22 protein-coding genes and 2 tRNA genes are annotated in these 23,920 nt (G+C 64.6%); 21 read left to right on the plus strand and 3 right to left on the minus strand.

All coding sequences use genetic code 11. From position 1 onward, the window contains the following. Positions 1-15 precede the first annotated feature (15 nt). Positions 16-831 (plus strand): DUF1295 domain-containing protein, encoded by an 816-nt coding sequence (locus JQ586_RS31000; RefSeq protein WP_212398433.1) that lies wholly within the window; start codon positions 16-18, stop codon positions 829-831. Here the strand turns inward: JQ586_RS31000 and JQ586_RS31005 are convergent. After that, positions 820-1,221 carry a DUF2177 family protein gene (locus JQ586_RS31005; protein WP_212398434.1) on the minus strand — a complete coding sequence of 134 codons (402 nt, stop codon included), beginning with the start codon at positions 1,219-1,221 and terminating at the stop codon, positions 820-822. The genes JQ586_RS31000 and JQ586_RS31005 overlap by 12 nt on opposite strands. A 374-nt stretch (positions 1,222-1,595) precedes the next feature. Here JQ586_RS31005 and JQ586_RS31010 point away from each other — a divergent pair, with 374 nt between their 5' ends. The 7 genes from JQ586_RS31010 (at position 1,596) to JQ586_RS31040 (ending at position 12,065) form a co-directional block, all read left to right on the plus strand. Further along, complete coding sequence (locus JQ586_RS31010; RefSeq protein WP_212398435.1) at positions 1,596-3,143, plus strand: efflux transporter outer membrane subunit; 1,548 nt, start codon at positions 1,596-1,598, stop codon at positions 3,141-3,143. Then, positions 3,133-4,593: an efflux RND transporter periplasmic adaptor subunit gene (locus JQ586_RS31015; RefSeq protein ID WP_212398436.1), complete on the plus strand. Its 1,461-nt coding sequence runs from the start codon at positions 3,133-3,135 to the stop codon at positions 4,591-4,593. The genes JQ586_RS31010 and JQ586_RS31015 overlap by 11 nt, the downstream gene beginning before the upstream one ends. Before the next feature lie 46 nt (positions 4,594-4,639). Then, positions 4,640-7,768, plus strand: coding sequence for an efflux RND transporter permease subunit (locus JQ586_RS31020; RefSeq protein ID WP_212398437.1), 3,129 nt, complete (start codon positions 4,640-4,642; stop codon positions 7,766-7,768). Further along, entirely contained in the window at positions 7,765-10,851 is a 3,087-nt protein-coding gene (locus JQ586_RS31025) for an efflux RND transporter permease subunit (protein ID WP_212398438.1), read from the plus strand. The genes JQ586_RS31020 and JQ586_RS31025 overlap by 4 nt, the downstream gene beginning before the upstream one ends. A gap of 35 nt (positions 10,852-10,886) precedes the next feature. Then, positions 10,887-11,615 (plus strand): tRNA-uridine aminocarboxypropyltransferase, encoded by a 729-nt coding sequence (locus JQ586_RS31030; RefSeq protein ID WP_212398439.1) that lies wholly within the window; start codon positions 10,887-10,889, stop codon positions 11,613-11,615. Positions 11,616-11,669: 54 nt separating this feature from the next. After that, a tRNA-Cys gene (locus JQ586_RS31035) sits at positions 11,670-11,743 on the plus strand. A 151-nt stretch (positions 11,744-11,894) separates the two neighbouring features. Beyond that, on the plus strand, positions 11,895-12,065 hold the full coding sequence (locus tag JQ586_RS31040; RefSeq protein WP_212398440.1) for a hypothetical protein: 171 nt from the start codon (positions 11,895-11,897) through the stop codon (positions 12,063-12,065). Between the two features lie 131 nt (positions 12,066-12,196). Here the strand turns inward: JQ586_RS31040 and JQ586_RS31045 are convergent, their stop codons facing one another. Then, the gene (locus tag JQ586_RS31045) at positions 12,197-12,391 is read right to left on the minus strand and encodes a hypothetical protein (protein ID WP_212398441.1); all 195 of its coding nucleotides are present in this window, start codon (positions 12,389-12,391) and stop codon (positions 12,197-12,199) included. 258 nt (positions 12,392-12,649) lie between these two features. Between JQ586_RS31045 and JQ586_RS31050 the strand changes: the two genes are divergently transcribed. The 10 genes from JQ586_RS31050 to JQ586_RS40720 all read left to right on the plus strand — a co-directional run bounded on the left by JQ586_RS31050 (position 12,650) and on the right by JQ586_RS40720 (position 21,073). After that, positions 12,650-12,904: a hypothetical protein gene (locus JQ586_RS31050; protein ID WP_212398442.1), complete on the plus strand. Its 255-nt coding sequence runs from the start codon at positions 12,650-12,652 to the stop codon at positions 12,902-12,904. Further along, positions 12,901-13,272, plus strand: coding sequence for an anthrone oxygenase family protein (locus JQ586_RS31055; protein WP_312017039.1), 372 nt, complete (start codon positions 12,901-12,903; stop codon positions 13,270-13,272). The genes JQ586_RS31050 and JQ586_RS31055 overlap by 4 nt, the downstream gene beginning before the upstream one ends. 245 nt (positions 13,273-13,517) lie before the next feature. Further along, a tRNA-Asn gene (locus JQ586_RS31060) sits at positions 13,518-13,592 on the plus strand. A gap of 135 nt (positions 13,593-13,727) precedes the next feature. Then, entirely contained in the window at positions 13,728-13,907 is a 180-nt protein-coding gene (locus JQ586_RS31065) for a hypothetical protein (RefSeq protein WP_212398443.1), read from the plus strand. 137 nt (positions 13,908-14,044) lie between these two features. Then, a complete protein-coding gene (locus JQ586_RS31070; protein WP_212398444.1) occupies positions 14,045-14,710 on the plus strand; it encodes a protein-L-isoaspartate O-methyltransferase in 666 nt (221 codons plus the stop codon). A gap of 204 nt (positions 14,711-14,914) precedes the next feature. After that, on the plus strand, positions 14,915-16,297 hold the full coding sequence (locus tag JQ586_RS31075) for a TolC family outer membrane protein (RefSeq protein WP_212398458.1): 1,383 nt from the start codon (positions 14,915-14,917) through the stop codon (positions 16,295-16,297). Between the two features lie 338 nt (positions 16,298-16,635). After that, positions 16,636-17,361 (plus strand): PopZ family protein, encoded by a 726-nt coding sequence (locus JQ586_RS31080; protein WP_212398445.1) that lies wholly within the window; start codon positions 16,636-16,638, stop codon positions 17,359-17,361. Between the two features lie 136 nt (positions 17,362-17,497). Continuing rightward, positions 17,498-20,365, plus strand: a complete 2,868-nt coding sequence (locus JQ586_RS31085) for a valine--tRNA ligase (RefSeq protein ID WP_212398446.1) — start codon at positions 17,498-17,500, stop codon at positions 20,363-20,365. A 197-nt stretch (positions 20,366-20,562) separates the two neighbouring features. After that, a complete protein-coding gene (locus tag JQ586_RS40715) occupies positions 20,563-20,832 on the plus strand; it encodes a hypothetical protein (protein WP_249148406.1) in 270 nt (89 codons plus the stop codon). Then, a complete protein-coding gene (locus tag JQ586_RS40720) occupies positions 20,822-21,073 on the plus strand; it encodes a hypothetical protein (protein ID WP_249148407.1) in 252 nt (83 codons plus the stop codon). Before JQ586_RS40715 ends, JQ586_RS40720 begins: the two co-directional genes overlap by 11 nt. A gap of 14 nt (positions 21,074-21,087) precedes the next feature. Here the strand turns inward: JQ586_RS40720 and JQ586_RS31095 are convergent, their stop codons facing one another. Beyond that, positions 21,088-21,690 carry a DNA-3-methyladenine glycosylase gene (locus tag JQ586_RS31095; RefSeq protein WP_212398447.1) on the minus strand — a complete coding sequence of 201 codons (603 nt, stop codon included), beginning with the start codon at positions 21,688-21,690 and terminating at the stop codon, positions 21,088-21,090. Between the two features lie 211 nt (positions 21,691-21,901). Between JQ586_RS31095 and lipA the strand changes: the two genes are divergently transcribed. From lipA to JQ586_RS31110, 3 genes are read left to right on the plus strand one after another with little or no spacing between them, the layout of a single operon-like run. Next, complete coding sequence (lipA, locus tag JQ586_RS31100) at positions 21,902-22,861, plus strand: lipoyl synthase (RefSeq protein WP_212398448.1); 960 nt, start codon at positions 21,902-21,904, stop codon at positions 22,859-22,861. Positions 22,862-22,903: 42 nt separating this feature from the next. After that, entirely contained in the window at positions 22,904-23,443 is a 540-nt protein-coding gene (locus JQ586_RS31105; RefSeq protein ID WP_212398449.1) for a DNA topology modulation protein, read from the plus strand. Next, complete coding sequence (locus JQ586_RS31110; RefSeq protein ID WP_212398450.1) at positions 23,443-23,907, plus strand: type II toxin-antitoxin system RatA family toxin; 465 nt, start codon at positions 23,443-23,445, stop codon at positions 23,905-23,907. Before JQ586_RS31105 ends, JQ586_RS31110 begins: the two co-directional genes overlap by 1 nt. Positions 23,908-23,920: the final 13 nt, after the last annotated feature.

Genomic DNA, 23,920 nt, shown 5'->3' on the forward strand with positions numbered 1-23,920 from the left:
CGCGGGAGACGCGTCATGAGCCTGCTGCAATTGGTGACCCAACTTGCGATCATGGCATTCGCGCTCGCAGCTGGCATGACGGCCGCCTGGGCGATTCAGCGGCGGACCGGACAGACCGGATGGATCGACGTCTGCTGGACATTCGGCACGGGCGCGGTCGCAGCAGTCGCGAGCCTCGTGCCATGGACGCCAGACGCGATGCCGACGCCGCGCCAGATCGTGGTCGCTATGCTCGTCGTGATCTGGTCATTGCGGCTTGGCGGGCACTTGTTGTCACGCACCCGGCAGCATGGGGACGATCCGCGCTACCGCGACCTGATTGATCAATGGGGTGACACCGCCGACAAGCGGATGTTTCTGCAAGTGCAGGCGCAGTCGGCTGTCGCGCTGATCCTCGCGATGTCGGTCGCGCTCGCCGCGCATAGCCCGCGCCCCAATATCGGACTTGCCGATGGGCTCGGTGCCGCGCTGCTGGTGATCGGGCTGATCGGCGAAGCGCTATCTGACTGGCAGCTCCGCGGATTCCGCGCCGACCCCGCCAACCGCGGGCGGATCTGCGAAGCAGGTTTCTGGCGGTTGTCGCGCCATCCCAACTATTTCTTCGAGTGGCTGTGCTGGCTGGCCTATCCGCTGATCGCGATCGATGCGGGCTATCCCGCCGGGTGGTTCACGCTGCTCGCGCCCGCCACCATGTACTGGGCTCTGGTCCATGTATCAGGGATTCCGCCGCTGGAGCAGCACATGCTGCGATCGCGTGGCGAACAATTCCGCGAGTTGCAGACGCGCACCCGCGCGTTCTTCCCGCTCCCGAAGCCTTCCTCAGGCCGTTAGCCTGGCCGTGACCCAGCAGGCGGCTACTGCAGAGATCGCGCCGAGCAGCGTTCCCCATGTGACGTCGAACAAGCTTAGTTGCGATGTCCAGTTCCGCAACGTGGCCTGGTTTGTCAGGTCATAGGTCAGATAGCTGAAGAAGCCGAACAGCGCACCGCTGAGCGCAGCTTGCGCAAGGCTTTCCGACTTCAGTCCCGGAAGCACCGCGAAGATGACGAGCCCGGCTGGATAGACCAGATAGAAGGCAACCGCCGGAGACAGGTTGACGTCCGTGAGCAGGATGTCGCCAAGCGTCGGGCGGTACAACCGACTTGCCATGGTGCCAAGCCAGGCCATGTCGCAGATCAGGAAGATCACGAGCGTCGACAGATAGGCGAACAGATAAGTCATTTCGAGCCTGCGGTTGGGTCGCCCGATCGACGGCCTCAACTGGTAACGACGCGCCGGGGCACATGGATCATGACCGCCACAGACGCCGTGCAGGCGCAAGCTGCGGATTTGCTGCAACAGGGGCGGGAAATCCCCATGAAATCTTTGTAAGAATCGTGCCGGTGGCGCGGCGATCCGAACCGCGCGGGAACACAGTAAAAACAGGCAAATGTCGAGATTCCGGTCGTCTGGGAATCAGCTCCGGTGCGACGTTGCGGGCTTGGGACAGGGCTGTCCGCACCATCGTCGCAGGGCTAGGATGCCGGTCCGGTTCCTTTGAAAGCATCACCCGTGAACGTCCCTCGGATCATCGCTGACCGCGTCATTCGTGCGCCATGGGTGAGGTGCGTGCTTGGCGGAGCGCAGGTGTGACCGGGCCAGCTCCCGTGACGGTGCCTGCAGGCCGATCGGGCCCCGCCGCGCGTTGGCGGCGACTGGCCGGACGAGCGCTCGTCGCGTTCGGGCTTATCGCAAGCTCTGCCGGCTGCATCCTCACCCAGGATATTCCCGATCCGGCGCTCGACGTGCCAAGGGATTACAAGGGCTACAAGGCTGCCGGGTTCGGCCGGCAAGGCGATGCGCCACCCACGCTCGACTGGTGGCGGGGCTTTCAGTCACCCGAACTGACGCAGCTCATGGAGGAAGCCCAAAAGGTCAACCTCGACATCGCAGTCGCGGTGGCGCAGTTCCGCCAGGCCGATGCGCAGGCCCGGATCGCAGGTGCCGCGCTGTTGCCCACGCTGACCATGGCCGGTCCAGGCAACCTGGCGCAGGAAAGCTATTCCCGGGTTTCGGGCTCCAGCCTGAATGGCCTGTCCACCGGCGGACGCGAGGTGGTCAATTATTCGACGACAATGGCCGCCAGCTACATCCTGGATTTCTGGGGCCAGTATCGCGACGCCGCGCAGGCGGCCGAGGAAACCTCGGTGGCGAACCGGTTCAACCGCGACGTGGTCGCGCTGACGACCCTGACCGCGGTGGCAACCGCATATTTCCAGGTGTTGGCCTCACAGGACCGGATCCGCACCGCCCAGAGCAATATCGCCAGCGCGACGCGGATCCTCGATGCGATCAAGGAACGCTTCAAGGCCGGTACTGGCACCGACCTCGACGTTGCGCAGCAGGAAAGCGTGCTGGCCAATCAGCGCGCCGCCGTGCCGCCTTTGCGGCAGACGCTGGACCAGAGCATCAACGCGCTCGCGCTGCTGGTCTCGCGTCCGCCGGAAAGCGTGAAGATCGACGGAGGCTCGCTGAACCGCATCGCGATCCCGCGCGTGACACCGGGCCTGCCGTCGGAATTGCTGGCGCAGCGTCCGGACATCCGGCGACAGGAAGCCCAGCTCGCCTCGGCGACGGCCAATGTCGGCAGCGCGCGCGCGCAGTTCTTCCCGAGTATTTCGCTGACCGGTTCAGGAGGCTACCAGAGCTCGGCGCTGACATCGCTGTTCCAGCCACATGCGACGTTCTTCAATATGGTCGCCAGCATCAATCAGCCGATCTTCGATGGCGGCGCCATCCTGGGCAATTTCGAATACAACAAGGCCCTGCAGGACCAGATGCTCCAGACCTACCGCAAGACGGTGGTCTCGGCATTCACTGATGTCGACAACGCGCTGGTGGCGATCCGCGACACGTCAGACAAGCTGCGCCTGCAGCAGCAGGTCGTCGCGACCTCGCGGCGGGCCTTTCAACTGGCCGAGCAACAACTCAGGGCCGGGACGGCCGACATTGTCACGGTGCTGAACACGCAACTGACATTATTCCAGGCGGAGGACGCGCTGTCGCAGGCCCAACTGGCCCGGCTGCTCGCAATCATCAGCCTGTATCAGGCGCTGGGGGGCGGCTGGGAGCCGAGGATGGAGAAGCCGGTCAATGCTCTTTAAGCCCGATACAAAGGACGATGAGCAGCGTGCGGTACCGCGCAAGCCCGGCCTGGTTGCACGCCTGCTCAAGCGCATGGTGTCGCTCGCGATCACCCTCGTGATCCTCGGCGGTCTCGGCTATGCGGGCTGGTACGCGTTCCAGCAGAAGCAAGGCGCCGGCGGCCGACGTGCGGGGCTGCGACCGGACCTTGCGGTGCCGGTACTCGCGGCGACGCCGCGCCTGCAGGACGTGCCGGTCTATCTCGACGGCGTCGGCTCCGTGAAGGCGCTGAACACGGTCACCGTGCGCTCGCAGGTCGACGGCAAGTTGATCGCGGTGCATTTCGTCGAGGGCCAGGACGTCCAGAAGGGCGACGTGCTCGGCGAGATCGATCCCGTGATCTATCAGGCGCAATACGACCAGGCCGTCGCCAAAAAGGCGCAGGATGAGGCGCTGCTTGCCAACCAGAAGCTCGATCTCGCACGCTACCAGCAACTCGCCGCCAGCAATGCCGGATCGAAGCAGCAGGCCGATACGCAGAAAGCCGTCGTGGCGCAGCAGGAGGCGCTGGTAAGGGCCGATCAGGCCGCGATCGACAATGCAGCGGCAACGCTCGGCTACACCAGGATCGTCGCACCTATCTCAGGGCGTACCGGCCTCCGCCAGGTTGACCAGGGCAACATCATCCACGCCTCCGATACGACCGGGCTCGCCCTGTTGACGCAGTTGCAGCCGATTGCGGTGTGGTTCAGCCTGCCGCAGCAGCAGATCGTGCGAGTGAATGCGGCAGCCGCCAAGGGCACGCTGGCGGTCGACGTGTTCGGCAATGACGGCATCACCGTGGTGGACACCGGCAAGCTGACCGGAATCGACAACCAGGTCGACCCGACCACCGGCACGCTGAAGCTGAAGGCCGAATTGCCCAACGCGAACTATCAGCTGTGGCCAGGCCAATTCGTCAACGTGCGCCTCAAGGTCGAAACCCTGTCGCAGGTGATCGTGGTGCCGACATCAGCGGTGCAGCGCGGGCCTGCCGGCACATTCAGCTACGTGATCGGCGAGGACGACGTCGTCACTGCCAAGCCGGTGACCGTAACCCAGCAGAACGAGCATGACGCCGTCATCGCGAGCGGTCTGACCACATCGGACCGGGTCGTGACCACGGGCTTCGCCAATCTGGCCGACGGCTCCAAGGTTGTCGTCGGCAAGGACGGGCAGGCGCCGACCGCCGACCTGGCGCCGCGCAAGCGCAGCCGCAATCCGGATGGCCGACGCGGCGGCCAAGGTGAGGGGCAGAGCCGCGAAGGCAGGAAGGATGGGGAAGGCAAGCGGGAGTGGCAGGGCAAGACCGGCGAGCATCGCGGCCGACGTGAGCGTGGCGATGGGGATCAAAAGGGGCAGACCGGACCGGCGCCCGCGCCGCCGGCAGTGAGTGAACAGTCTGATGGCACGGCGAAGTCGCCGCCATGACTGAACCGTCGACCTGATGTCTGATTTCGCAACGGGCACTTGAGCCATGGGCGTCTCTGAACCGTTCATCCGCCGGCCGATCGCGACCTCTCTGCTCGGGATCGCGCTTCTGATCGGCGGCGCGCTCGGTTACTGGGCGTTGCCGGTCTCGGCGCTGCCGCAGGTCGACTTCCCGACCGTAGAGGTGACGACACAACTCCCCGGCGCAAGCCCCGACGTGATCGCCTCGCTCATCACGGCGCCGCTGGAGCGCCAGCTTGGCCAGATCCCGTCGCTGTCATCGATGAACTCGACGAGCTCGTTCGGCATCAGCCAGATCTCGTTGCAGTTCGATCTCAACCGCGACATCGACGGCGCCACCCAGGATGTCCAGGCCGCGATCAATGCCGCGGCCGGCATTTTGCCGAAGACGCTGCCGTATCCGCCTGTCTACGCCAAGGTGAACCCGGCGGACGCGCCGGTCATGACGCTGGCGCTGACCTCGGACACGATCTCGCTGCGGGCGATGAGCGATCTCGCCGACACCATCCTCGGCCAGCGGTTGAGCCAGATTTCCGGCGTCGGCCGGGTCTCGATCCTCGGCGGGCTGAAGCCCGCGGTGCGGGTGCAGGCCGACCTCGCCCGGCTAGCCGCATACGGCATCGCGATGGAGGACCTGCGCAGCGCGATCGCGGGCGCCAACGTCTCGGGGCCGAAAGGCTCGCTCGACGGCGCCCAGCAGTCCTACACGATCGCCGCCAACGACCAGATCGCCGCGGCCGACGCCTACAAGCCCGTTATCATCGCCTATCGAAACGGATCGCCGGTGACGATCGGCGATGTCGCCCAGATCGTCGACGGGCTCGAGAACGACCGCACCGGCGGCTGGTACAACGGAACGCCGGCCGTCATCATCGACATCCAGCGCCAGCCGGGCGCCAATGTGATCGACGTGGTCCGCCAGATCCGCGCCGAGATTCCGCGGCTGCAGCGGGCGGTCCCGGCCGGCGTCAGGCTCACCGTGGTCGCCGACCGCACGGTGACGATCCGCGCATCGGTCCATGACGTGCAGTTCACGCTGCTGCTGAGCGTGGTGCTGGTGACGCTGGTGGTGCTGCTGTTCCTGCGCTCGCTGCGTGCCACCCTGATCGCGGGCGTCGCGCTGCCGCTGTCGCTGATCACGAGCTTCGGGATCATGTATTTCGCCGGCTTCAGCCTCGACAATCTGTCGCTGATGGCACTGACCATCGGCACCGGCTTCGTGGTCGACGACGCCATCGTCATGATCGAGAACATCGTCCGCCACATGGAGGAGGGCGAAACGGTGATGGAGGCGTCACTGAAGGGCGCCAGCGAAATCGGCTTCACCGTGATCTCGTTGACGCTGTCGCTGATCGCCGTGTTCATCCCGCTGTTGTTCATGTCCGGCCTGGTCGGCCGCATGTTCCGCGAGTTCGCGCTGACGCTGACGATCGCCGTCGTGACCTCGGCGGTGGTTTCGCTGACCCTGACGCCGATGATGTGCTCGCGGTTGCTCAGGAACATCCACGAGGAGATCGCGGTCCCGGGTCTCGCGGCCGTCAGCCGTCTCATCGACCACATGGTGACGTTCTACCACCGCACGCTGCTGTGGGTCCTGCGGCGTCAGCGCGCCACGCTGGCGGTGACGTTCGCAACCCTTGCGCTGACGCTTGTCATGTATGTGATCGCGCCGAAGGGCTTTCTGCCGCTGCAGGACACCTCGTCGATAACAGCGGTGACCGAGGCCGGTCCCGACGTCTCGTTTGCCGAGATGCAGCGGCGGCAGGCCGCGGCTTCGGGCCTGATCAAGGCCGATCCCGACGTGGCCGGCGTCGTCTCGGTGATCGGCGCGGGCTCGGTCAATCCGACCACCAATGTCGGCCGCCTGGTGATGACGCTCAAGCCGCGCGACCGGCGGCGCGGCGACATGGCGACGGTGGTCGCGCGGCTGAAGGAGAAGGTGGCGTCGATCCCCGGCATGACGGTCTACTTCCAGCCGGTGCAGGACGTGCAGATCTCGACCGAGTCGAGCCGCTCGCAATACCAGTATACGCTGACCGGGACCGACGCGGCCGACGTGTCGCGATGGGCACGAAGGCTCGTTGCCGAAATGCGCCGCGACCCCATCTTCCGCGACGTCTCGTCGGAGGCGCAGGAGGGCGGCTTGCGTGCCGATCTCAATATCAACCGCCAGCGCGCCGGCCAACTCGGCGTCAATCTGCAGGGCGTCACCGATACACTGAACGATGCCTTCGCGCAGCGGCAGATATCGACGATCTACGGCCAGGCCAACCAGTACCGCGTGGTGCTCGAGGCTCTGCCGATGTACCAGCGCGATCCATCGATCCTCGACAAGCTCTATCTGCCCGGCGCCAACGGCGCGCAGGTGCCGCTGTCGGCAGTGGCGACGCTGGTGCGGACGACGACGCCGCTCGCGATCTCGCATCAGGCGCAATTCCCCTCGGTCTCGCTCAGCTTCAACCTCGCGCCGGGGGAGGCGCTCGGCGACGCAGTCGAAGCCGTCAAGGCGATCGAGACCCGCATCGAGATGCCGGGCAGCATCGTCGGCATCTATTCCGGCGACGCCGCGGAATTCGCCAGGTCACTGGCCGGACAGCCCTGGCTGATCCTGGCCGCGATCATCACCATCTACATCGTGTTGGGCGTGCTCTACGAGAGCTACATCCACCCGATCACCATCCTCTCGACGCTGCCCTCGGCCGGCGTCGGCGCCATCCTCGCCCTGATGCTGTGCGGGCAGGATCTCTCGGTGATCGGCCTGATCGGCATCATCCTGCTGATGGGCATCGTCAAGAAGAACGCGATCATGATGATCGACTTCGCGCTGGAGGCCGAGCGGCATCAGGGCATGTCGTCCGATGACGCGATCGTGCAGGCCTGCCTGCTGCGCTTCCGTCCGATCATGATGACGACGCTGGCGGCGCTGTTCGGCGCGCTGCCGCTCGCGATCGAAAGCGGCACCGGCGCCGAGCTGCGCTTTCCGCTCGGCATCTCCATCATCGGCGGCCTTCTGCTCAGCCAGTTGCTGACGCTCTACACCACGCCGGTGATCTATCTCGCGCTCGACCGGCTGAACCGGCGGATCGAGACGGCGGTGCCGGAGCCCGGGCCGCAGGGGCCGCCGGTCGCCGGCGCGACCGAGGGGATGCAATGATCTCGATCTCGGTGCCGTTCATCCGCAGGCCGGTGGGCACAACGCTGCTTGCGATCGGGCTGTTCCTGATCGGGATCGTCGCCTACGAATTCCTGCCGGTCTCCTCGGTTCCCAATGTCGACTTCCCGATGATCCGGGTGTCGGCGAGCCGGCCCGGCGCCGATCCGTCGATCATGGCCGCGACCGTGGCGGCACCGCTCGAGCGCAAGCTCGGCGCGATCGCCGGCATCGACCAGATCACGTCGACAAGCTCGCTCGGCTCGACCTCGATCCAGGTCCAGTTCTCGATCGGACGCGACGTCGACCGTGCCGCGCGCGACGTGCAGGCCGCGATCAACGCCTCGCTCGCCGACCTGCCGAGCGACCTGCCGTCGCTGCCGAAATTTCGCAAGGCCAATCCGGCGGCCGCGCCCGTCTTCGTGCTGGCGCTGACCTCCAGGACGATCTCGACCAGCGCGATGTACGACGTTGCCGACACCGTGCTGGCGCAGCGCATCTCGCAGGTGCCGGGGGTGGGCGAGGTCACAGTCAGCGGCGCCGACCAGCCGGCGGTGCGCATCGCGCTCAACCCGGTGGCGCTGGCCAATGCCGGGATCGCGACCGACGACGTCCGAACCGCTGTTATCAACGCCAATCCGCTCGGTCCGGTCGGCATCTTCAATGGCGACCGGCAGAGCGAAACCCTCTCGATCAACAAGCAGATGCGCACCGCAGCCGAGTTCCGCGACATCCTGATCAAGAGCTCGAACGGCAATTTCGTGCGCCTGTCCGACGTCGCCGAGGTCGAGGATTCCGTCCGCAACGCCCGCTCCATCGCCTGGTTCAACAAGCAGCCCGCAGTGCTGATCCAGATCACCAAGCAGGGCGATGCCAACGTCATCGACACGGTCGATCGGGTCCGCGCGCTGCTTCCCGAGCTGAAGCAGTGGATTCCGGCGGGGGTCGATATCTCGACCCTGGTCGACCGCACCGGCACGATCCGCGCCAGCGTCCTCGACATGCAGCTCACGCTGCTGGCGACCGTCGTGCTGGTGATGGCCGTCGTGTTCGTGTTCCTGCGCCGTGTGGTGCCGACGATCGCCGCCGGCGTCTCGGTGCCGCTGGCGCTGGCCGGCACCTGCGCCGGCATGTGGCTCGCCGGCTTTTCGATCGACAATCTCTCGCTGATGGCGCTGGCGATTTCCGTCGGCTTCGTGGTCGACGACGCCATCGTGATGATCGAGAACATGTACCGCAATCTCGAGCAGGGCATGGCGCCGTATCCGGCAGCGCTCGAAGGCGCCAGGCAGATCGGTTTCACGGTGTTGTCGATCTCGGTGTCGCTGGTCGCGGCGTTCGTGCCGCTGATCTTCATGGACGGAGTTGTCGGCCGGCTGCTCCGCGAGTTCTCGCTGACCCTCACCTTCGCGATCGCGGTTTCCACCGTGGTGTCGCTCACGGTCACCCCGATGATCTGCGCCCACTACATCAAGGAAGCGACCTCGCACCACGCCACCTGGTACGATCGCGCCATCGAGGGTGCGCTGTCGCGGGTCGTCGCGTTCTATGCCTGGACGCTGCGGGCAGTGCTCGGCTATCCCTGGCTGACGATGGTGGTGTTCTTCGCCACCATCGCCTTGACTGTGACGCTCTACATCAAGACGCCGAAGGCTTATTTCCCGACCGATGACAGCGGCTTCGTGATCGGCTCGACCCGCGCTTCCCCCGATATTTCATTCCAGGCGATGCTCGGCCTGCAGCAGCAGCTCGCCGATATCGTGATGGCGGATCCGGCCGTCGCCGGCATCGGCTCGTCGGTCGGCGGCAGCACCGCGAACCGCGGCTCCATGTTCATCAGCCTCAAGCCGCCGGAGCAAAGGGACGGCCTGGCGACCGAGCAGGTGATCGACCGGCTGCGACGCAACCTTTTCATGGTGCCGGGCATTCGCCTGTTCATGTTCGCGGCACAGGATATCCGCGCCGGCGGCCGGCAGAGCGATTCCAACTACCAGTACACGCTTTCCTCGACCGATCTCGATCTGTTGCAGAAATGGGCGCCGATCGTGGCCAAGCGCATGGAGACGGTGGAGGGCATCACCGACATTTCCGCCGATCGCGACCCGGGCGGCCTGCAGCTCAATCTCGTGATCGACCGCAGGACCGCCTCAAGTCTCGGCGTCCGCGTGCCGGACATCGACAACGCGCTCAACAACGCCTTCTCGCAGCGGCAGATCTCGATCATCTACACCCAGCGCAACCAATACATGGTGGTGCTCGAGATCGATCCCAAATTCCAGGACGATCCGTCGAACCTGGAGCGGATCTATGTCGCCGGTGCCAATGACGTACAGGTACCGCTGTCGGTGCTGGTACACTATCAGCGTGGATTGGCGCCGCTCGCGGTGTTCCATTCGCAAGCGTTCCCTTCGACCACCGTATCGTTCAACCTCTTGCCCGATGTGCCGCTGGAAGTCGCGACCACGAACATCCAGCGGGCCGTCGGCGAGCTGCATATGCCGGAGGGCATTCGCGGCAGCTTCGACGGCAATGCCGGCGACTTCAACAAGACCACCGGCCGCCAGCCTCTGCTGATTCTCGGCGCGCTGATCGCGATGTATATCGTGCTCGGCGTGCTCTATGAGAGCCTCGCGCATCCGATCACGATCATCTCGACCTTGCCGTCGGCCGGCCTCGGCGCATTGCTGGCGCTGCAGGTCACCAACACGCCGCTGACGGTGATCGCATTCGTCGGCATCATCCTGTTGATCGGCATCGTCAAGAAGAACGGCATCATGATGGTCGACTTTGCGCTGGACGCCGAACGCCATCAGGGCCTGTCGTCGCGCGATGCGATCTTCGAGGCCTGCCGGGCCCGCTTTCGCCCGATCCTGATGACGACGATGGCGGCGCTGTTCGCCGGCATCCCGCTGGTGATCGCCACGGGGCCGGGTACCGAGCTGCGCCGGCCGCTCGGCATCACCATCATTGGCGGCCTTTTCGTCTCGCAGATCCTCACACTGTACACGACGCCGGTGATCTATCTGTTGATCGACCGTCTGCGCCGGCGTTCCGCACCGTCGGCCGCGCACGCCCCGGCGGAATAGGTTGAATTGCGCGATCCTGAGCGTATAGCGGACGGATGTCTGATCAGACCGAAGCCGAGACCAGGGATGCGGCCGCTGATGCAGCGGACTGCCCGCATTGCGGCAAGCCGCTGCCGCTCTGCATCTGCGACAGCGTCACGCCGATCGAAAGCCGTATCCAGCTTTTGATCCTGCAGCATCCGCAGGAGCAGGACAGGGCGCTGGGTACGGCGCGGCTGACGGCGCGGCATTTCAAGGACGCCGTGGTTCGGATCGGGCTGTCGTGGCCAAGCCTCGCCAAGGCGCTCGGCCGGCCTGTGGCCGACCCGTCACGTTGGGCGGTGCTCTATCTCGGTTCGGCCAAGGTCGACGACCTCGATACCGATGCCGAGATCGTCGCGATCAACCGAAAGGGCGAGCTGGAGCCGCACCAACGCGGCATTCTCGCCGATATCGAGGGCATCGTGCTGCTGGATGGCACCTGGAGCCAGGCCAAGGCGCTGTGGTGGCGCAATGCCTGGATGCTGAAATGCCAGCGGGTGATTCTCGGGCCGAAGCGGCCCTCGCGATACGGCAAGCTGCGCCGGGAACCGCGGCGCGACGGCCTTTCGACCATCGAGGCCGCGGCGCTGCTGCTGGCGCGACTGGAGAAGCGGCCGGATATTGCCGAAACGCTAATCGGCAGTTTCGAGCGGATGCTGGCCAGATTTCGCGAAGTGCAGGCAGACATGCCCGAATTGGCGCCGAAACCGAAGAAGCGGGACTTCCGTCGACGCCGCCGCTAACCGTCCGGCTTGGTTGCCTATCCGGAAGAGGCCGTATATGAGTGCGCCTCACGGGGCCACGTGGCGGAGTGGTGACGCAACGGTCTGCAAAACCGTGTACACCGGTTCAATTCCGGTCGTGGCCTCCAACAAATTCAATAGTTTAAGAGAGTTCCTTCTCACGGCGTCAATTCGTCGTCAGCGTTTCGGGGCCTTCCAGGTCGTGGGAGACCGGACAGCCGACATGAAGCGAGCGGGTGCTGCCTGTCAGGCAATGGTTGTGGTGCTCCGACCCGACCCGTGGCCGCCGACGACGGTTTGAGCGCGGTGCCGGATTCGGATTCCGCCGATAGCGGCGCAAAACGACTGGCCGGACGCCAACGCAAAAACGCATTCGACGATCAGGCGGCGCAGCGGCGAGACCTCGTGATCTGCCAAGGCTGCGTCGCAAGCCAATCCAAGGCCCAATGATTCCGACCTGCAAAACCGTGTACCGGTTCGATTCCGGTCGTGGCCTGCACTCATCTCATCAATGGCTTGCAATCGATAGATGAGAAGCTGCTTCAAAGCGTAACGCGATCCCGCTTTGGTTTCTTGTCTAGTCAGCTTGCGGCGTACCAGCCCTCGGGAAACGGGATCAGCGGCCAGGGCGCCTGGTTGTCGTTTGCAGCGCGCGGCTGCGGCTGGATGCGAGGCTGGGGCTGCGATTGCGACGGGGCCAAAAAAACCTCCTCGGAAACGGGCGCGACGGCCGTTCGCACGGCGTCCAATAACAAATCAAATTCGACTTCGCTCATCGCGCTCTCCGGGGGTTCGAGAGCGCCATGATCGCAAAACTGTCTTGTGCCTGGATTGAGCCGATCGTTCGAATTTTAGCTAAAGAACGCCCGCATCCAGTTCAGTTAATGAATTGCTGGTGAACCCCGCCCTGGAACTTAGGTCCGGTCGCCCGGACCCTGGTGTGAGAGAAATCACATTCTTAGAAAATCTGTTCGCGTAGTCCCGGCGATGCCCGCGACCGGCGGGCGTCGCAGTGATTTTAGGGAGACGTGATCATGAAGGCAAGCTTCGCCCCGACATCGGCGATCAAGCGTCGCGCCCATTGTGCATTGCTGATTGGCCTTCTGCTCGCATCGCTCGCAAGTGCTGCCCAGGCCGAGCCCGGCACGCCGGAGCAGCGCAAGGCGTGCACGCCGGATGTCTATCGACTGTGCGCCGGCGAGATCCCCAACGTTCGCGCCATCACCGCCTGCCTCCGCCGCAACCGGGCGAGCCTGAGCGCGGCCTGCGCAGCGGTGTTTGAGCAGTGACGCTGGAGCGCCGCCAGGTCACTTCTGAAAGGTCGTGCGGCAGTATCGCCTTGAACCGCGCCAGCGCATCGCTCGCTCGTTGTTCATGCCTCTCTTCCTCGGCACGACGCTCGCCTGCCTGCTGGCAGGAGCGGGGCGCGATCGCGGTGATTTGCGGGGGCGCCCTCTATGTTGCCGGCATGTTCGTCGTCACGGTCGGGTTCAACGTGCAGCTCAACGACCAGCTCGCCGCGGCCGATACCGCGACCGGCGCAGCGACGCCGGTCTGTGCGCGTTACCTGACCGAATGGACATTCTGGAATCACGTGCGGACGATCGCCTCGACGGCGGCTGTGCTGTTCATCGTCGCGATCGCCACGCGTCCGTGAGATTGCGCCAAGATCCAGCCGCCAGGCGAATTTCGGAATCGCCCGCGCGTTTGCTTCTCGGGGAGCCCACGGCAGGCGCGGCAGAGCAGGCGGGTCCCCGGACTGCCCCTTCAGATCCGGTAAGCCATTGCGCCGCAGCAGCTTTCCGGTCCCTGTTAAAGTTGCGCGAGAGCACCATTTGGTTCTTTGCAAGGCCGGAAGGCTTTGTTATACGCTGCCCCGCGCGCGAACAGATGTTCGCCTATTCCTCGGTAGCTCAGCGGTAGAGCATTCGACTGTTAATCGAATGGTCGCTGGTTCGAATCCAGCCCGGGGAGCCAGTTCTGGCCCCAGCGACATGTCCTTATCCCTGGATCACAACCCCGTGGCCTGCGGCCGGGAGGGAAAATTAGTCGCCAAATCGACTTAATCGCTTTCGACGTTACGCCTTGCCGGGTTTTGCAAGGTGATTCCGAATGTCCGTGAACCTGATCGACCTGTCGTTGCGCCAGCCGACCCTCGTTCCGAGAGATGGCCCCGAGATCAGCGACGACGAGTGCGTGCGCCGGCTGGCAAAAGCCCTTGAGGAGCCCGATTCCGAGCATCTGGATGAGGTCGCCCGGTTGATCGGCCGGCTCGCGGTCACCATCGAATAGGCTGGCCTGACACGGTGGGCTTGCGGTGCGCTCGCGCGCGCCAACGGCGTGTTGCGTTTTGGCGGAGCTTGCTCCAAAAGATGGCCCGGTTCTAGCTCCTACAGCGGCAACGCCGCGCGACTTGCAGGGTCCCGCCAATGTCCGGTTTTTCGACCGCGCGCCAGTTCATGGTCGATGGTCAAGTGCGTCCGAGCGACGTCACTGATGAGCGCATCCTCGATGCCATGTTGATGGTGCCGCGCGAGGCCTTCGTGCCGGACGGCAAGCAGGCGTTGGCCTATCTGGATCTTGATCTTGACGTTGCCGAGGGCGGAGCAGCCAGGCGCTGCCTGATCAAGCCGGCGCTGCTCGCCAAGATGCTGCAGGCGGCCGAGATCAAGAGCACCGATCGCGTGCTGGTTGTCGGCTGTGCGACCGGATATGCCGCCGCCGTGCTGGCGCGCTTCGTGGGGCAGGTGAATGCGACGGAAAGCGATTCGTCGCTGGCGGCCAGGGCGACCGCGGCGCTGGCCGCGCTCGGCATCCAGAACGTGTCAGTCACCACCGCAGCCGCGGCCGACGGCGACGCGGCGGGGGCGCCGTTTGACGTCATCGTCCTCAATGGCGCCACCGAGGTCGTCCCGACCGGGCTCTATGGCCAGCTCAAGGACGGCGGTCGGCTGGTCGGGGTCTTCGCCCTGGAGCAGCCGCCGCGTGCCAGCCTCGTGGCCCATTCCCACGACGATTTCGGGCACCGGGAACTGTTCGATGCGACGGCTCCCGTCCTGCCCGGGCTCGAGCGGCTACCCGCGTTCGTGTTCTGACCCGCTACCAAGGGCTGATAAAATCCCATTCTGAATCAGAAGTGTGGCCCGTTTGCCCCACGTGAAGAGTTTCCATCGTGTTCCATTGCGGGGTGGTTCCGTTGCCCCCAGCTGCAGACTAAGGTGAGGCGGGACTCACTTCGTCTGAAGCGACGCTTGGCCCATATCCGGGGCCGGCGACTACAAATGAATGGAATACTGGGGATGCATGGGGTGAAGGTAATCACCGCGGCTGCGATTGCGGTCCTTCTGACGGCCGAGATGGGCCCGACCGCGGCTTTGGCCGATACGATTGAGGCCGCGCTGGTGCGTGCCTACCAGAACAATCCCCAGCTCAACGCACAGCGCGCGCAGGTGCGAGCAACCGACGAAAACGTCCCGCAGGCCCTCTCGGGCTATCGTCCGAGGGCGGCGCTAACCGCAAGTGGCGGGTATCAATACTCCGACGACAAGTTGAGTGTGGACGGCACCCCGATCAGCGGCAGTCAAGCGCCGCGCAGCGTTGGCGTGACGGTGAACCAGTCATTGTTCAACGCGCAGAACGCGCCCAAGGTGCGCGCGGCGGAAAGCCAGGTGTCGTCGGCCCGCGAGGGATTGCGCGTGCTTGAGCAGACCGTGATCTTGAACGCGGCCACGATCTACATGGACTATCTGCGCGACTCCGCAATCGTCGAAGTCCAGCGCAGCAACACCCGCGTGCTCGAGCAGACGCTGAAGCAGACCCAGGATCGCTTCAATGTCGGCGAGGTGACGCGGACCGACGTCGCGCAATCCGAGGCCCAGCTCGCTGCCGGCAAGACCCAGCAGCTCCAGGCCGAATCGAACCTGACGACGACGCGGTCGAACTTCCGACGCATCATCGGCAACGAGCCGCAAAATCTTGCACCGGGCTCGCCGGTCGATCGTTTCCTGCCGTCGACGCTCCCCGCGGCCGTGGAACTCAGCCTGACCCAGAACCCGAACGTGACGGCCGCGATGTTCGGCGTCGACATCAATTTCCTGCAGCAGAAGGTTGCCGAGGGCGCGCTGCTCCCGACCGTCGGGTTGGCGCTGTCGGCGACCCAGGCGGTCGATCAGCAGTTGACGGTGTACCGTGCCTTCACTACCTCGGCGCAGGTTCAGGTGTCGGTGCCGATCTATCAGGGCGGCGGCGAGTACTCGCTGATCCGGCAATCGAAGGAATCGCTCGCGCAGCAACGTCTGGTGCTGGAGCAGACCCGCGATCAGGCCCGCGCCAACACGGTCACTGCATGGGGCCAGCTGGTTGCCGGCAAGGCCCAGGTGGCGTCTGCGCAGTCGCAGGTGACGGCGTCAGAAATCGCGCTCAACGGCGTGCGCGAGGAAGCCAAGGCCGGTCAGCGCACCACGCTCGACGTGCTGAACGCACAGCAGGCGCTGGTCAATGCCCGCAATGCGCTGGTGACCGCGCAGCACGACCGCGTCGTCGCCTCCTATAACGTTCTCAACGCGATCGGCCGGCTCGCGCCGCAGGTGCTCGGCCTGAAGACCAACGTCTACGATCCGAGCGTGCACTACCAGCAGGTTCGTGACAGCTGGGCCGGCGTGCGCACGCCTGACGGCCGCTAACCGCCACATCAACGTCGCTTGCCGGGCCTAGTCTAAGGTTCTGAGTTCAATCAGAACCTCAGACGGGCCCGTTTGCTTGCAATCGATAATTGGCCTGACATACCGTTTTGTCGGGCAGCAAAGCGATTCGCGACGAGGCGCGGCTCGACGCGATGCCGGGTGTCTTGATGTCAGCTGTTGATGTCGAGTGTCTCGGGCGACACGCGCCCGCGCGAAGCACTGGGTGGGCTTGATCTGGGGACAAGTCGGGCGCGAGAGATGAAATTCTCCGCCCGCATCATCGGAACCGGCGAATCCTTTCGGGCTTGGTGTAAAATGGTTTCGATGTGGAGTCGGCGATGACGCAACCTGCGAAGGTCCAAGAGCCCTCGATGGAGGAGATTCTGGCGTCGATCCGTCGCATCATCGCCGATGATGAGGCCAAGCCGGCCGCCGCCGAAAAGCCGGCCGCCGCGGCTGCGCCGCCGGCAGATCCACCGCCGGCGCCTGTCAAGGCCGCGAACCCTCCGTCGGCGCCCGCCGCGACGGCTGCCGCACCCGCGCCGAAGGCGCCATCACCTCCGTCGCCGGCTCCAGCCGCAAGCAACAGCCAGGACGACATCGATTCCCTTCTCGCCAGCCTCGACGAGGCAACGCCAGCTTCCGAAATCAGGCCGCCACAGCCGGACGGCGACGTGTTCGAACTCACCGATGAGATGGCCTTGCCGGACCCGGAAGCAGCACCGGCTGCCGCACCTTCGTTCCGCAAGGTCGAGCCGCAGGACGATGTCGAGTTCACGGAATCGGCCGCCACAAAAGGGTTGAACCGCCAGCCGGCCTACGAGCCGCCGCCGATCGAGACCGCGCCCGTTCCGCCGATCATCTCGGGGACGACGATGCGGGCGGTCGAATCCGCCTTCAACTCTCTGGCCAACACCGTGCTCAGCAACAATGCGCGCACACTGGAGGATCTGGTCAAGGAGATGCTCCGGCCGATGCTGAAGAACTGGCTGGACGACAACCTGCCGGGGCTGGTCGAGCGCATCGTGAAGGCCGAGATCGAGCGGGTCTCGCGCGGACGATAGGTCCTTGGCCGCAGGGCCGGAACGGCCCTCATTCAGCCTTCCAAAGAGGCTAAACGCCGTTTCCGCGCACCGGTCCGGTTGACTCGGTGGCTCCGGGCGGCTTTCTAGCCGTTTCCATGGTCCAAATCGTATTGTCATGATCGAGAAAAACTACCAGCCTGCCGATATCGAGAGCCGGATGTCCCGCATCTGGGAGGAGAGCGGTGCGTTCAAGGCCGGACGGCCCGAGCGCAAGGACGCCACGCCCTTCACCATCGTAATCCCGCCGCCGAACGTGACGGGGTCGCTGCATATGGGTCACGCCCTCAACAACACGCTGCAGGACATACTGTGCCGGTTCGAGCGGATGCGCGGCCGGGACGTGCTCTGGCAGCCCGGCACGGACCACGCCGGGATCGCGACCCAGATGGTGGTCGAGCGGCAGTTGATGGAACGGCAGGAGCCGGGTCGGCGAGACATGGGCCGTGCCAAGTTCCTCGAGCGGGTCTGGCAATGGAAGGCCGAGAGCGGCGGCACCATCGTCAACCAGTTGAAGCGCCTCGGCGCTTCCTGCGACTGGTCGCGCGAGCGTTTCACCATGGACGAGGGGCTGTCGCGCGCCGTCGTCAAGGTGTTCGTCGAACTGCACCGCGACGGGCTGATCTACAAGGACAAGCGGCTGGTCAATTGGGACCCGAAGCTGCTCACCGCGATCTCCGATCTCGAGGTGCAGCAGGTCGAGGTCAAGGGCAGCCTGTGGTACCTGCGTTACCCGATCGAGGGCCGGACGTTCAGTCCTGATGATCCAAAGTCCTTCATCGTGGTCGCGACAACGCGCCCCGAGACCATGCTCGGCGACACCGCCGTCGCCGTGCACCCGGATGACGAGCGCTATACCGACCTGGTCGGCAAGCACGTCATCCTGCCGCTGGTCGGACGCAAGATTCCGATCGTCGCCGACGACTATTCCGATCCCGAGAAGGGCTCGGGCGCCGTCAAGGTGACGCCCGCGCATGACTTCAACGACTTTGAGATCGGCAAGCGCCACGGCCTGCCGCAGATCAGCGTGCTCGACCAGGAGGGCTCCCTCAACCTGGTCGACAACGAGGATTATCTGCGCGGGCTGCCTGAAGGCGCCTCGCAGTTCGCCGAGGAATTTCATCAGATCGAGCGCTTCGCCGCGCGCAGGAAGATCGTCGCACGGCTGGAGGAGTTCGGCTTCCTCGAGAGGATCGAACCGAACACCCACATGGTGCCGCACGGCGACCGCTCCGGTGTCGTGATCGAGCCCTATCTGACCGACCAGTGGTACGTCGATGCCAAGACGATGGCGCAGCCGGCGATGGCGGCGGTGCGTTCGGGCGAAACCACATTCGTGCCGAAGAACTGGGAAAAGACCTATTTCGAATGGATGGAGAACATCCAGCCCTGGTGCATCTCGCGCCAGCTGTGGTGGGGCCATCAGATTCCCGCCTGGTACGGGCCCGACGGCAAGGTGTTCGTCGCCGAGACCGAGGAAGAGGCGGTCGGCCACGCGCTCGGCTATTACGTCGAGCAGGAGATCATCACGCCGGAGCAGGGCCATGAGATGGCCGTGGACTCGTCGAAGCGCGAGGGCTTCATCACGCGCGACGAGGACGTGCTCGACACCTGGTTTTCGTCGGCACTGTGGCCGTTCTCGACGCTGGGCTGGCCGGACGACACGCCGGAGGTTGCGCGCTATTACCCGACCAACACGCTGGTCACGGGCTTCGACATCATCTTCTTCTGGGTCGCCCGAATGATGATGATGGGCCTGCACTTCATGAAGCAGGCGCCGTTCTCGACCGTCTACATCCACCGCCTCGTCCGCGACGAGAAGGGCGCAAAGATGTCGAAGTCGAAGGGCAACGTCATCGACCCGCTCGGCGTGATCGACGAATACGGCGCCGACGCGCTGCGCTTTGCGCTGACCCGCGAGGCCGCGCAGGGGCACGACATCCGCCTGTCGCCGCATCTGGTCGAGACCAACCGCAACTTCGCGACCAAGTTCTGGAACGCCTGCCGCTTCGCCGAGATGAACGAATGCGTCAAGCCTGACGATTTCGACCCCAAGGGCGCGAAGCAGACGCTGAACCGCTGGATCGCGCACGAGACCTCTCGCGTCACCCGCGAGGTGACGGAGGCGATCGAGAGCCATCGTTTCAACGATGGGGCCGGCGCGATCTACCGCTTCGTCTGGAACGTGTTCTGCGACTGGTATCTCGAACTGGCAAAACCGGTGCTGATGGGCGAGGAGGGTGCAGCCAAGGCCGAAACTCGCGCCATGGTCGCCTGGACGCGCGACGAGATCCTCAAGTTGCTGCATCCGTTCATGCCCTTCATTTCGGAGGAGCTATGGGCGGTCACCGCAAGGCGCGAAGGCCTGCTGGTGCTCGCACGGTGGCCCCGCAAGCCGGCGACCCTGACCGGCGAGCAGCTGGCATCGATGGCGATGGCCGGACCGAATGGCGAAATCCTTCCGCCCGTCATCGTCGCACCTGACGAAGACGATTTCAGCGATCCGGCGGCGGAGGCCGAGATCGGCTGGGTGGTCGACCTCGTCACTTCGATGCGCTCGGTCAAGGCGGAGATGAACATTCCGCCGTCGACGCTGACGCCGCTGGTGATCTCGGGCGCCTCCAGCGAGACGAAGGATCGGGCGCAACGCTGGAACGACACCATCAAGCGGCTGGCTCGACTCTCTGACGTCTCGTTTGCAGATCGCCCGCCGGAAGGGGCGATGCAGCTGCTCGTCCGCGGCGAGGTGGTCGCGCTGCCCCTGAAGGGCGTGATCGATCTCGCCGCCGAACGCGCGCGGCTGGAGAAGGAACTCGGCAAGGCCGACGCCGACATCAAGCGGGTCGATGCCAAGCTCTCCAACGAGAAGTTCGTCGCCAACGCGCCGGAAGAACTCGTCGAGGAAGAAAAGGAAAAGCGCGAAGCGGCGTTGGAGCGCAAGGGCAAGATCGTCGAGGCGCTCGCGCGGCTGAAGCAGGCCTTGTAGCGGCGGAGCAGCGATGCTGGACCATGTTTCCATCACGGTCTCCGACATCGCTGCGGCAACCTGCCATCACGCGTGTGTGAACCCGGCCGCGTCGGCCGCCGACCAACAAGCGAACGGGTCGGTCATTCATCCTGGCCGCGAAATCGTCAATGATCGTATCCGGCAGAGCGTTGTTGACCGCGATGGGAGTCTTGCCAATGCTGGCAGAGGGCCACGGGGCTCATGCAGCCGGACCAACGGTGAGGCCGCGTCATGTGCTCTGCTTCCTCGGCGGCGAAGGAACGTTGTCGCGGCTGTCGGAAGCCGCTTCGCGCGCAATCGGAAAGTTCGCCACCGGGTTTAGTGTCGACACCACCTATTCGCAGGACGAACCGGACTCGCGCATGACCGGCTCGTTTTCCGTCTCATGGGACCGCGTCGCGCCGAATGCCTGGTCCGCGAAGGACGAGGCGGCGGTTGGCGGGTAACGTCTATATCGAGACCGTCGGCTATCATCTCGTCGGTTTGCCCGAAGTCCATGTTGCCAAGGATTACGGCACCGAGCGCGAGGTCGCTGCCCTGATGGATACGGTCGGGGATGAGCTCGCCCAGGGCGGGCTGCAGGCCGTTCTGTTCGATCGCAAGGCGCGGCTGTCCCATGCGTCGTCCTATGAGCCCGACGATTTCAAGTTCAATCCGTATGGGATCGTGCAGATCAATCGGGCCTGATCGATGACTACAGCTCAGGACGGAAACCGCTTGCTGAGGAATTTCGATCCCTTGACCCCGTAGCGCCAGGGCAGGTCAACAGCCTTGGTGATGCCGATCCGCATGCCGATGTCGATCTCGGGCGTTTCGGAGCGTGCGTAAAGTGCGATCGGCGGGCGGTCGAGCGGCAGTTCGCTGTGGGCAATCGTGATGCCGAGCGCCTCGCAGAGCTTACCCGGCCCCGAGCACAGCGATTGCTCGTCTCCGAGCCCGCGACGACGGCGCATCGCTGCAAGCCCGTGGGTCGGCTCCAGTGCACGTATCAGCACGGCGCTGGCCGAGCCGGGCGCCTCGCAGACGAAATTGACGCACCAGTGGATGCCGTAGGAGCGGTAGACGTAGGAAAAGCCCGGCGGCCCGAACATCACCTGGTTGCGCGGAGTCGGCCCGTTGAAGGAGTGGGCGGCCGGCTCGGTCTGATGATAGGCCTCGACCTCGACGATGATGCCGCCGACACCGCCGACCAGGAAGGTGGTGCCGATCAGATCGGGCGCCACCTCATGCACGCTGCGGTCAAAGAACGCGCGCTTCAGCGGCTTGCCGAGGCGATGTGTGTCCGATCGGGGTTTTTGAGCCATTTTGAGGTGGGAATCGCGGCGGAACGGACCGAAACACTGCCAATATATTGGGCGCTCTGCTAGTGTCGCATCGGGCCGGGTTGCGAGCCGCGCCAACACGGATTAGCTAAGGTCCTTGGTTTTGAGCATGATCTCCGCGCAAGCCCGTTCCGGGTTTGTCGCGAGGGAAAACCGGTCTCTCCGGGTCATGCTCTCGCGACTTGCAGGCACCATGGTCACTATCGTCGACACCCTTTCCACGACCCCGTTGCGCCCGCGGCACCCCGAAAAGGTGAACCGGCCGGACGCGGTTTCGCCGCCGAAGCCGGACTGGATCCGGGTGCGCGCGCCGAACACGCGCGGCTATGCCGACACGCGCCGGATCGTGAAGGAGAACGGCCTGGTCACCGTTTGCGAAGAGGCGGGCTGCCCGAATATCGGCGAGTGCTGGGACAAGAAGCACGCCACCTTCATGATCATGGGGGACACCTGCACGCGGGCTTGCGCGTTCTGCAACGTCAAGACCGGCATGCCGGGTGCACTCGAAGCCAATGAGCCGGAATATGTCGCTGAGGCGACCTCCAAGCTCGGCCTCGCCCATGTCGTCGTCACCTCGGTCGACCGCGACGATCTGGCCGACGGCGGCGCCGAGCACTTTGCCGAGACCATTCGGGCGATTCGCGCGCGCTGCCCGACCACCACGATCGAGATCCTGACGCCGGACTTCCTGCGCAAGGATGGCGCGCTGGAGCGCGTGGTCGCGGCCAAGCCCGATGTATTCAACCACAATCTGGAAACCGTGCCGTCACGCTACCTGACGGTTCGTCCGGGCGCGCGCTATTTTCATTCGATCCGGCTGTTGCAGCGGGTCAAGGAAATGGACCCGACCATCTTCACCAAGTCGGGCATCATGGTCGGGCTCGGCGAGGAGCGGCACGAGGTGCTGCAGGTGATGGATGATCTGCGCTCTGCCGAGGTCGACTTCCTCACCATCGGGCAGTACCTGCAGCCAACGCGCAAGCATCACGCCGTGATGCGCTACGTGCCGCCGGACGAATTCGCAGGCTATGAGCGGGTCGCGTATACCAAGGGTTTCCTGATGGTATCGGCGAGCCCGCTGACGCGCTCGTCGCATCATGCCGGTGAGGATTTTGCCAAGCTGCAGGCAGCGCGCGTGGCCCGCGGGCGCTAGCCTGGATCAAGCTCAAGATAGACCGGCCTCGGATCGACCTCGATGCAGCGCGTTCTGGTGATGGGATCGTCGGGGTCCGGCAAGTCGACATTTGCGCGGCGGCTGTCTGCCATCACGGGGATCCCGTTCGTCTCGATCGACGCGATCTTCTGGAAGCCGGGCTGGATCGAGTCCAACAGCGAGGAGTTTCGGGAACGCATGACGGACGTGACGCGGCAGCCGCGCTGGATCATGGACGGCAACTACACCAGGAATGGCGCGGGCGAGTTGCGGCGCGAATTGTCCGACACGATCATTTGGTTCGACTTGCCGCGCTCCGCCTGCATGTTCGGCATCCTGAAAAGGATATCGGGCAGCTATGGCCAGGTCCGGCCCGAGATGGCCGAGGGATGTCCCGAGAGGATCGACCTCGAATTCCTGCGTTATGTCTGGACCTATCGCCACCTGCAGCGGCCGAACCTCCTGAGCTATTTCGAGGGCCTCCGTCCCGATCAATCGCTGGTCTGCTTCACCGAACGGAAGCAGGCGGACAACTATCTGATCGACCTCGCGCTCAGGAAAAATCGTGCGAGTATCCACTGATGCCGCGATTCTCAAGCAAGCGGCGGGTACACCATACCGCGCTGCAAATGTTCGATCTGGTCGCCGACGTCGAGCGCTATCCGGAATTCGTGCCGCTGTGCCACTCACTGAAGATCCGCCAGCGCACGCCGAAGGACGACGGCACCGAGGTCGTGGTCGCCGACATGACCGTGTCATTCAAGCTGGTACGGGAATCCTTCACCAGCAAGGTGACGCTTGACCGGCCCAATCTGAAGATCCTGGTCGAGTATCTGCGCGGCCCGTTCAGCAATCTCGAGAACCGCTGGACCTTCGAACCGAAATCGGACGCCGATTGCGATGTCGGCTTCTTCCTGAACTACGAGTTCAAGAGCCGGGTGCTGGCGATGCTGATGGGCTCGATGTTCGACGCCGCCTTCGGGCGGTTTGCCCACGCGTTCGAGAAGCGGGCGGATCAGGTCTACGGCAAGCCGGCCACTTCGTAGCGCATTGCGCACG

Origin of the sequence: Bradyrhizobium jicamae, from assembly GCF_018130215.1 — a bacterium.
Taxonomy (GTDB): Bacteria; Pseudomonadota; Alphaproteobacteria; order Rhizobiales; family Xanthobacteraceae; genus Bradyrhizobium; species Bradyrhizobium jicamae_A.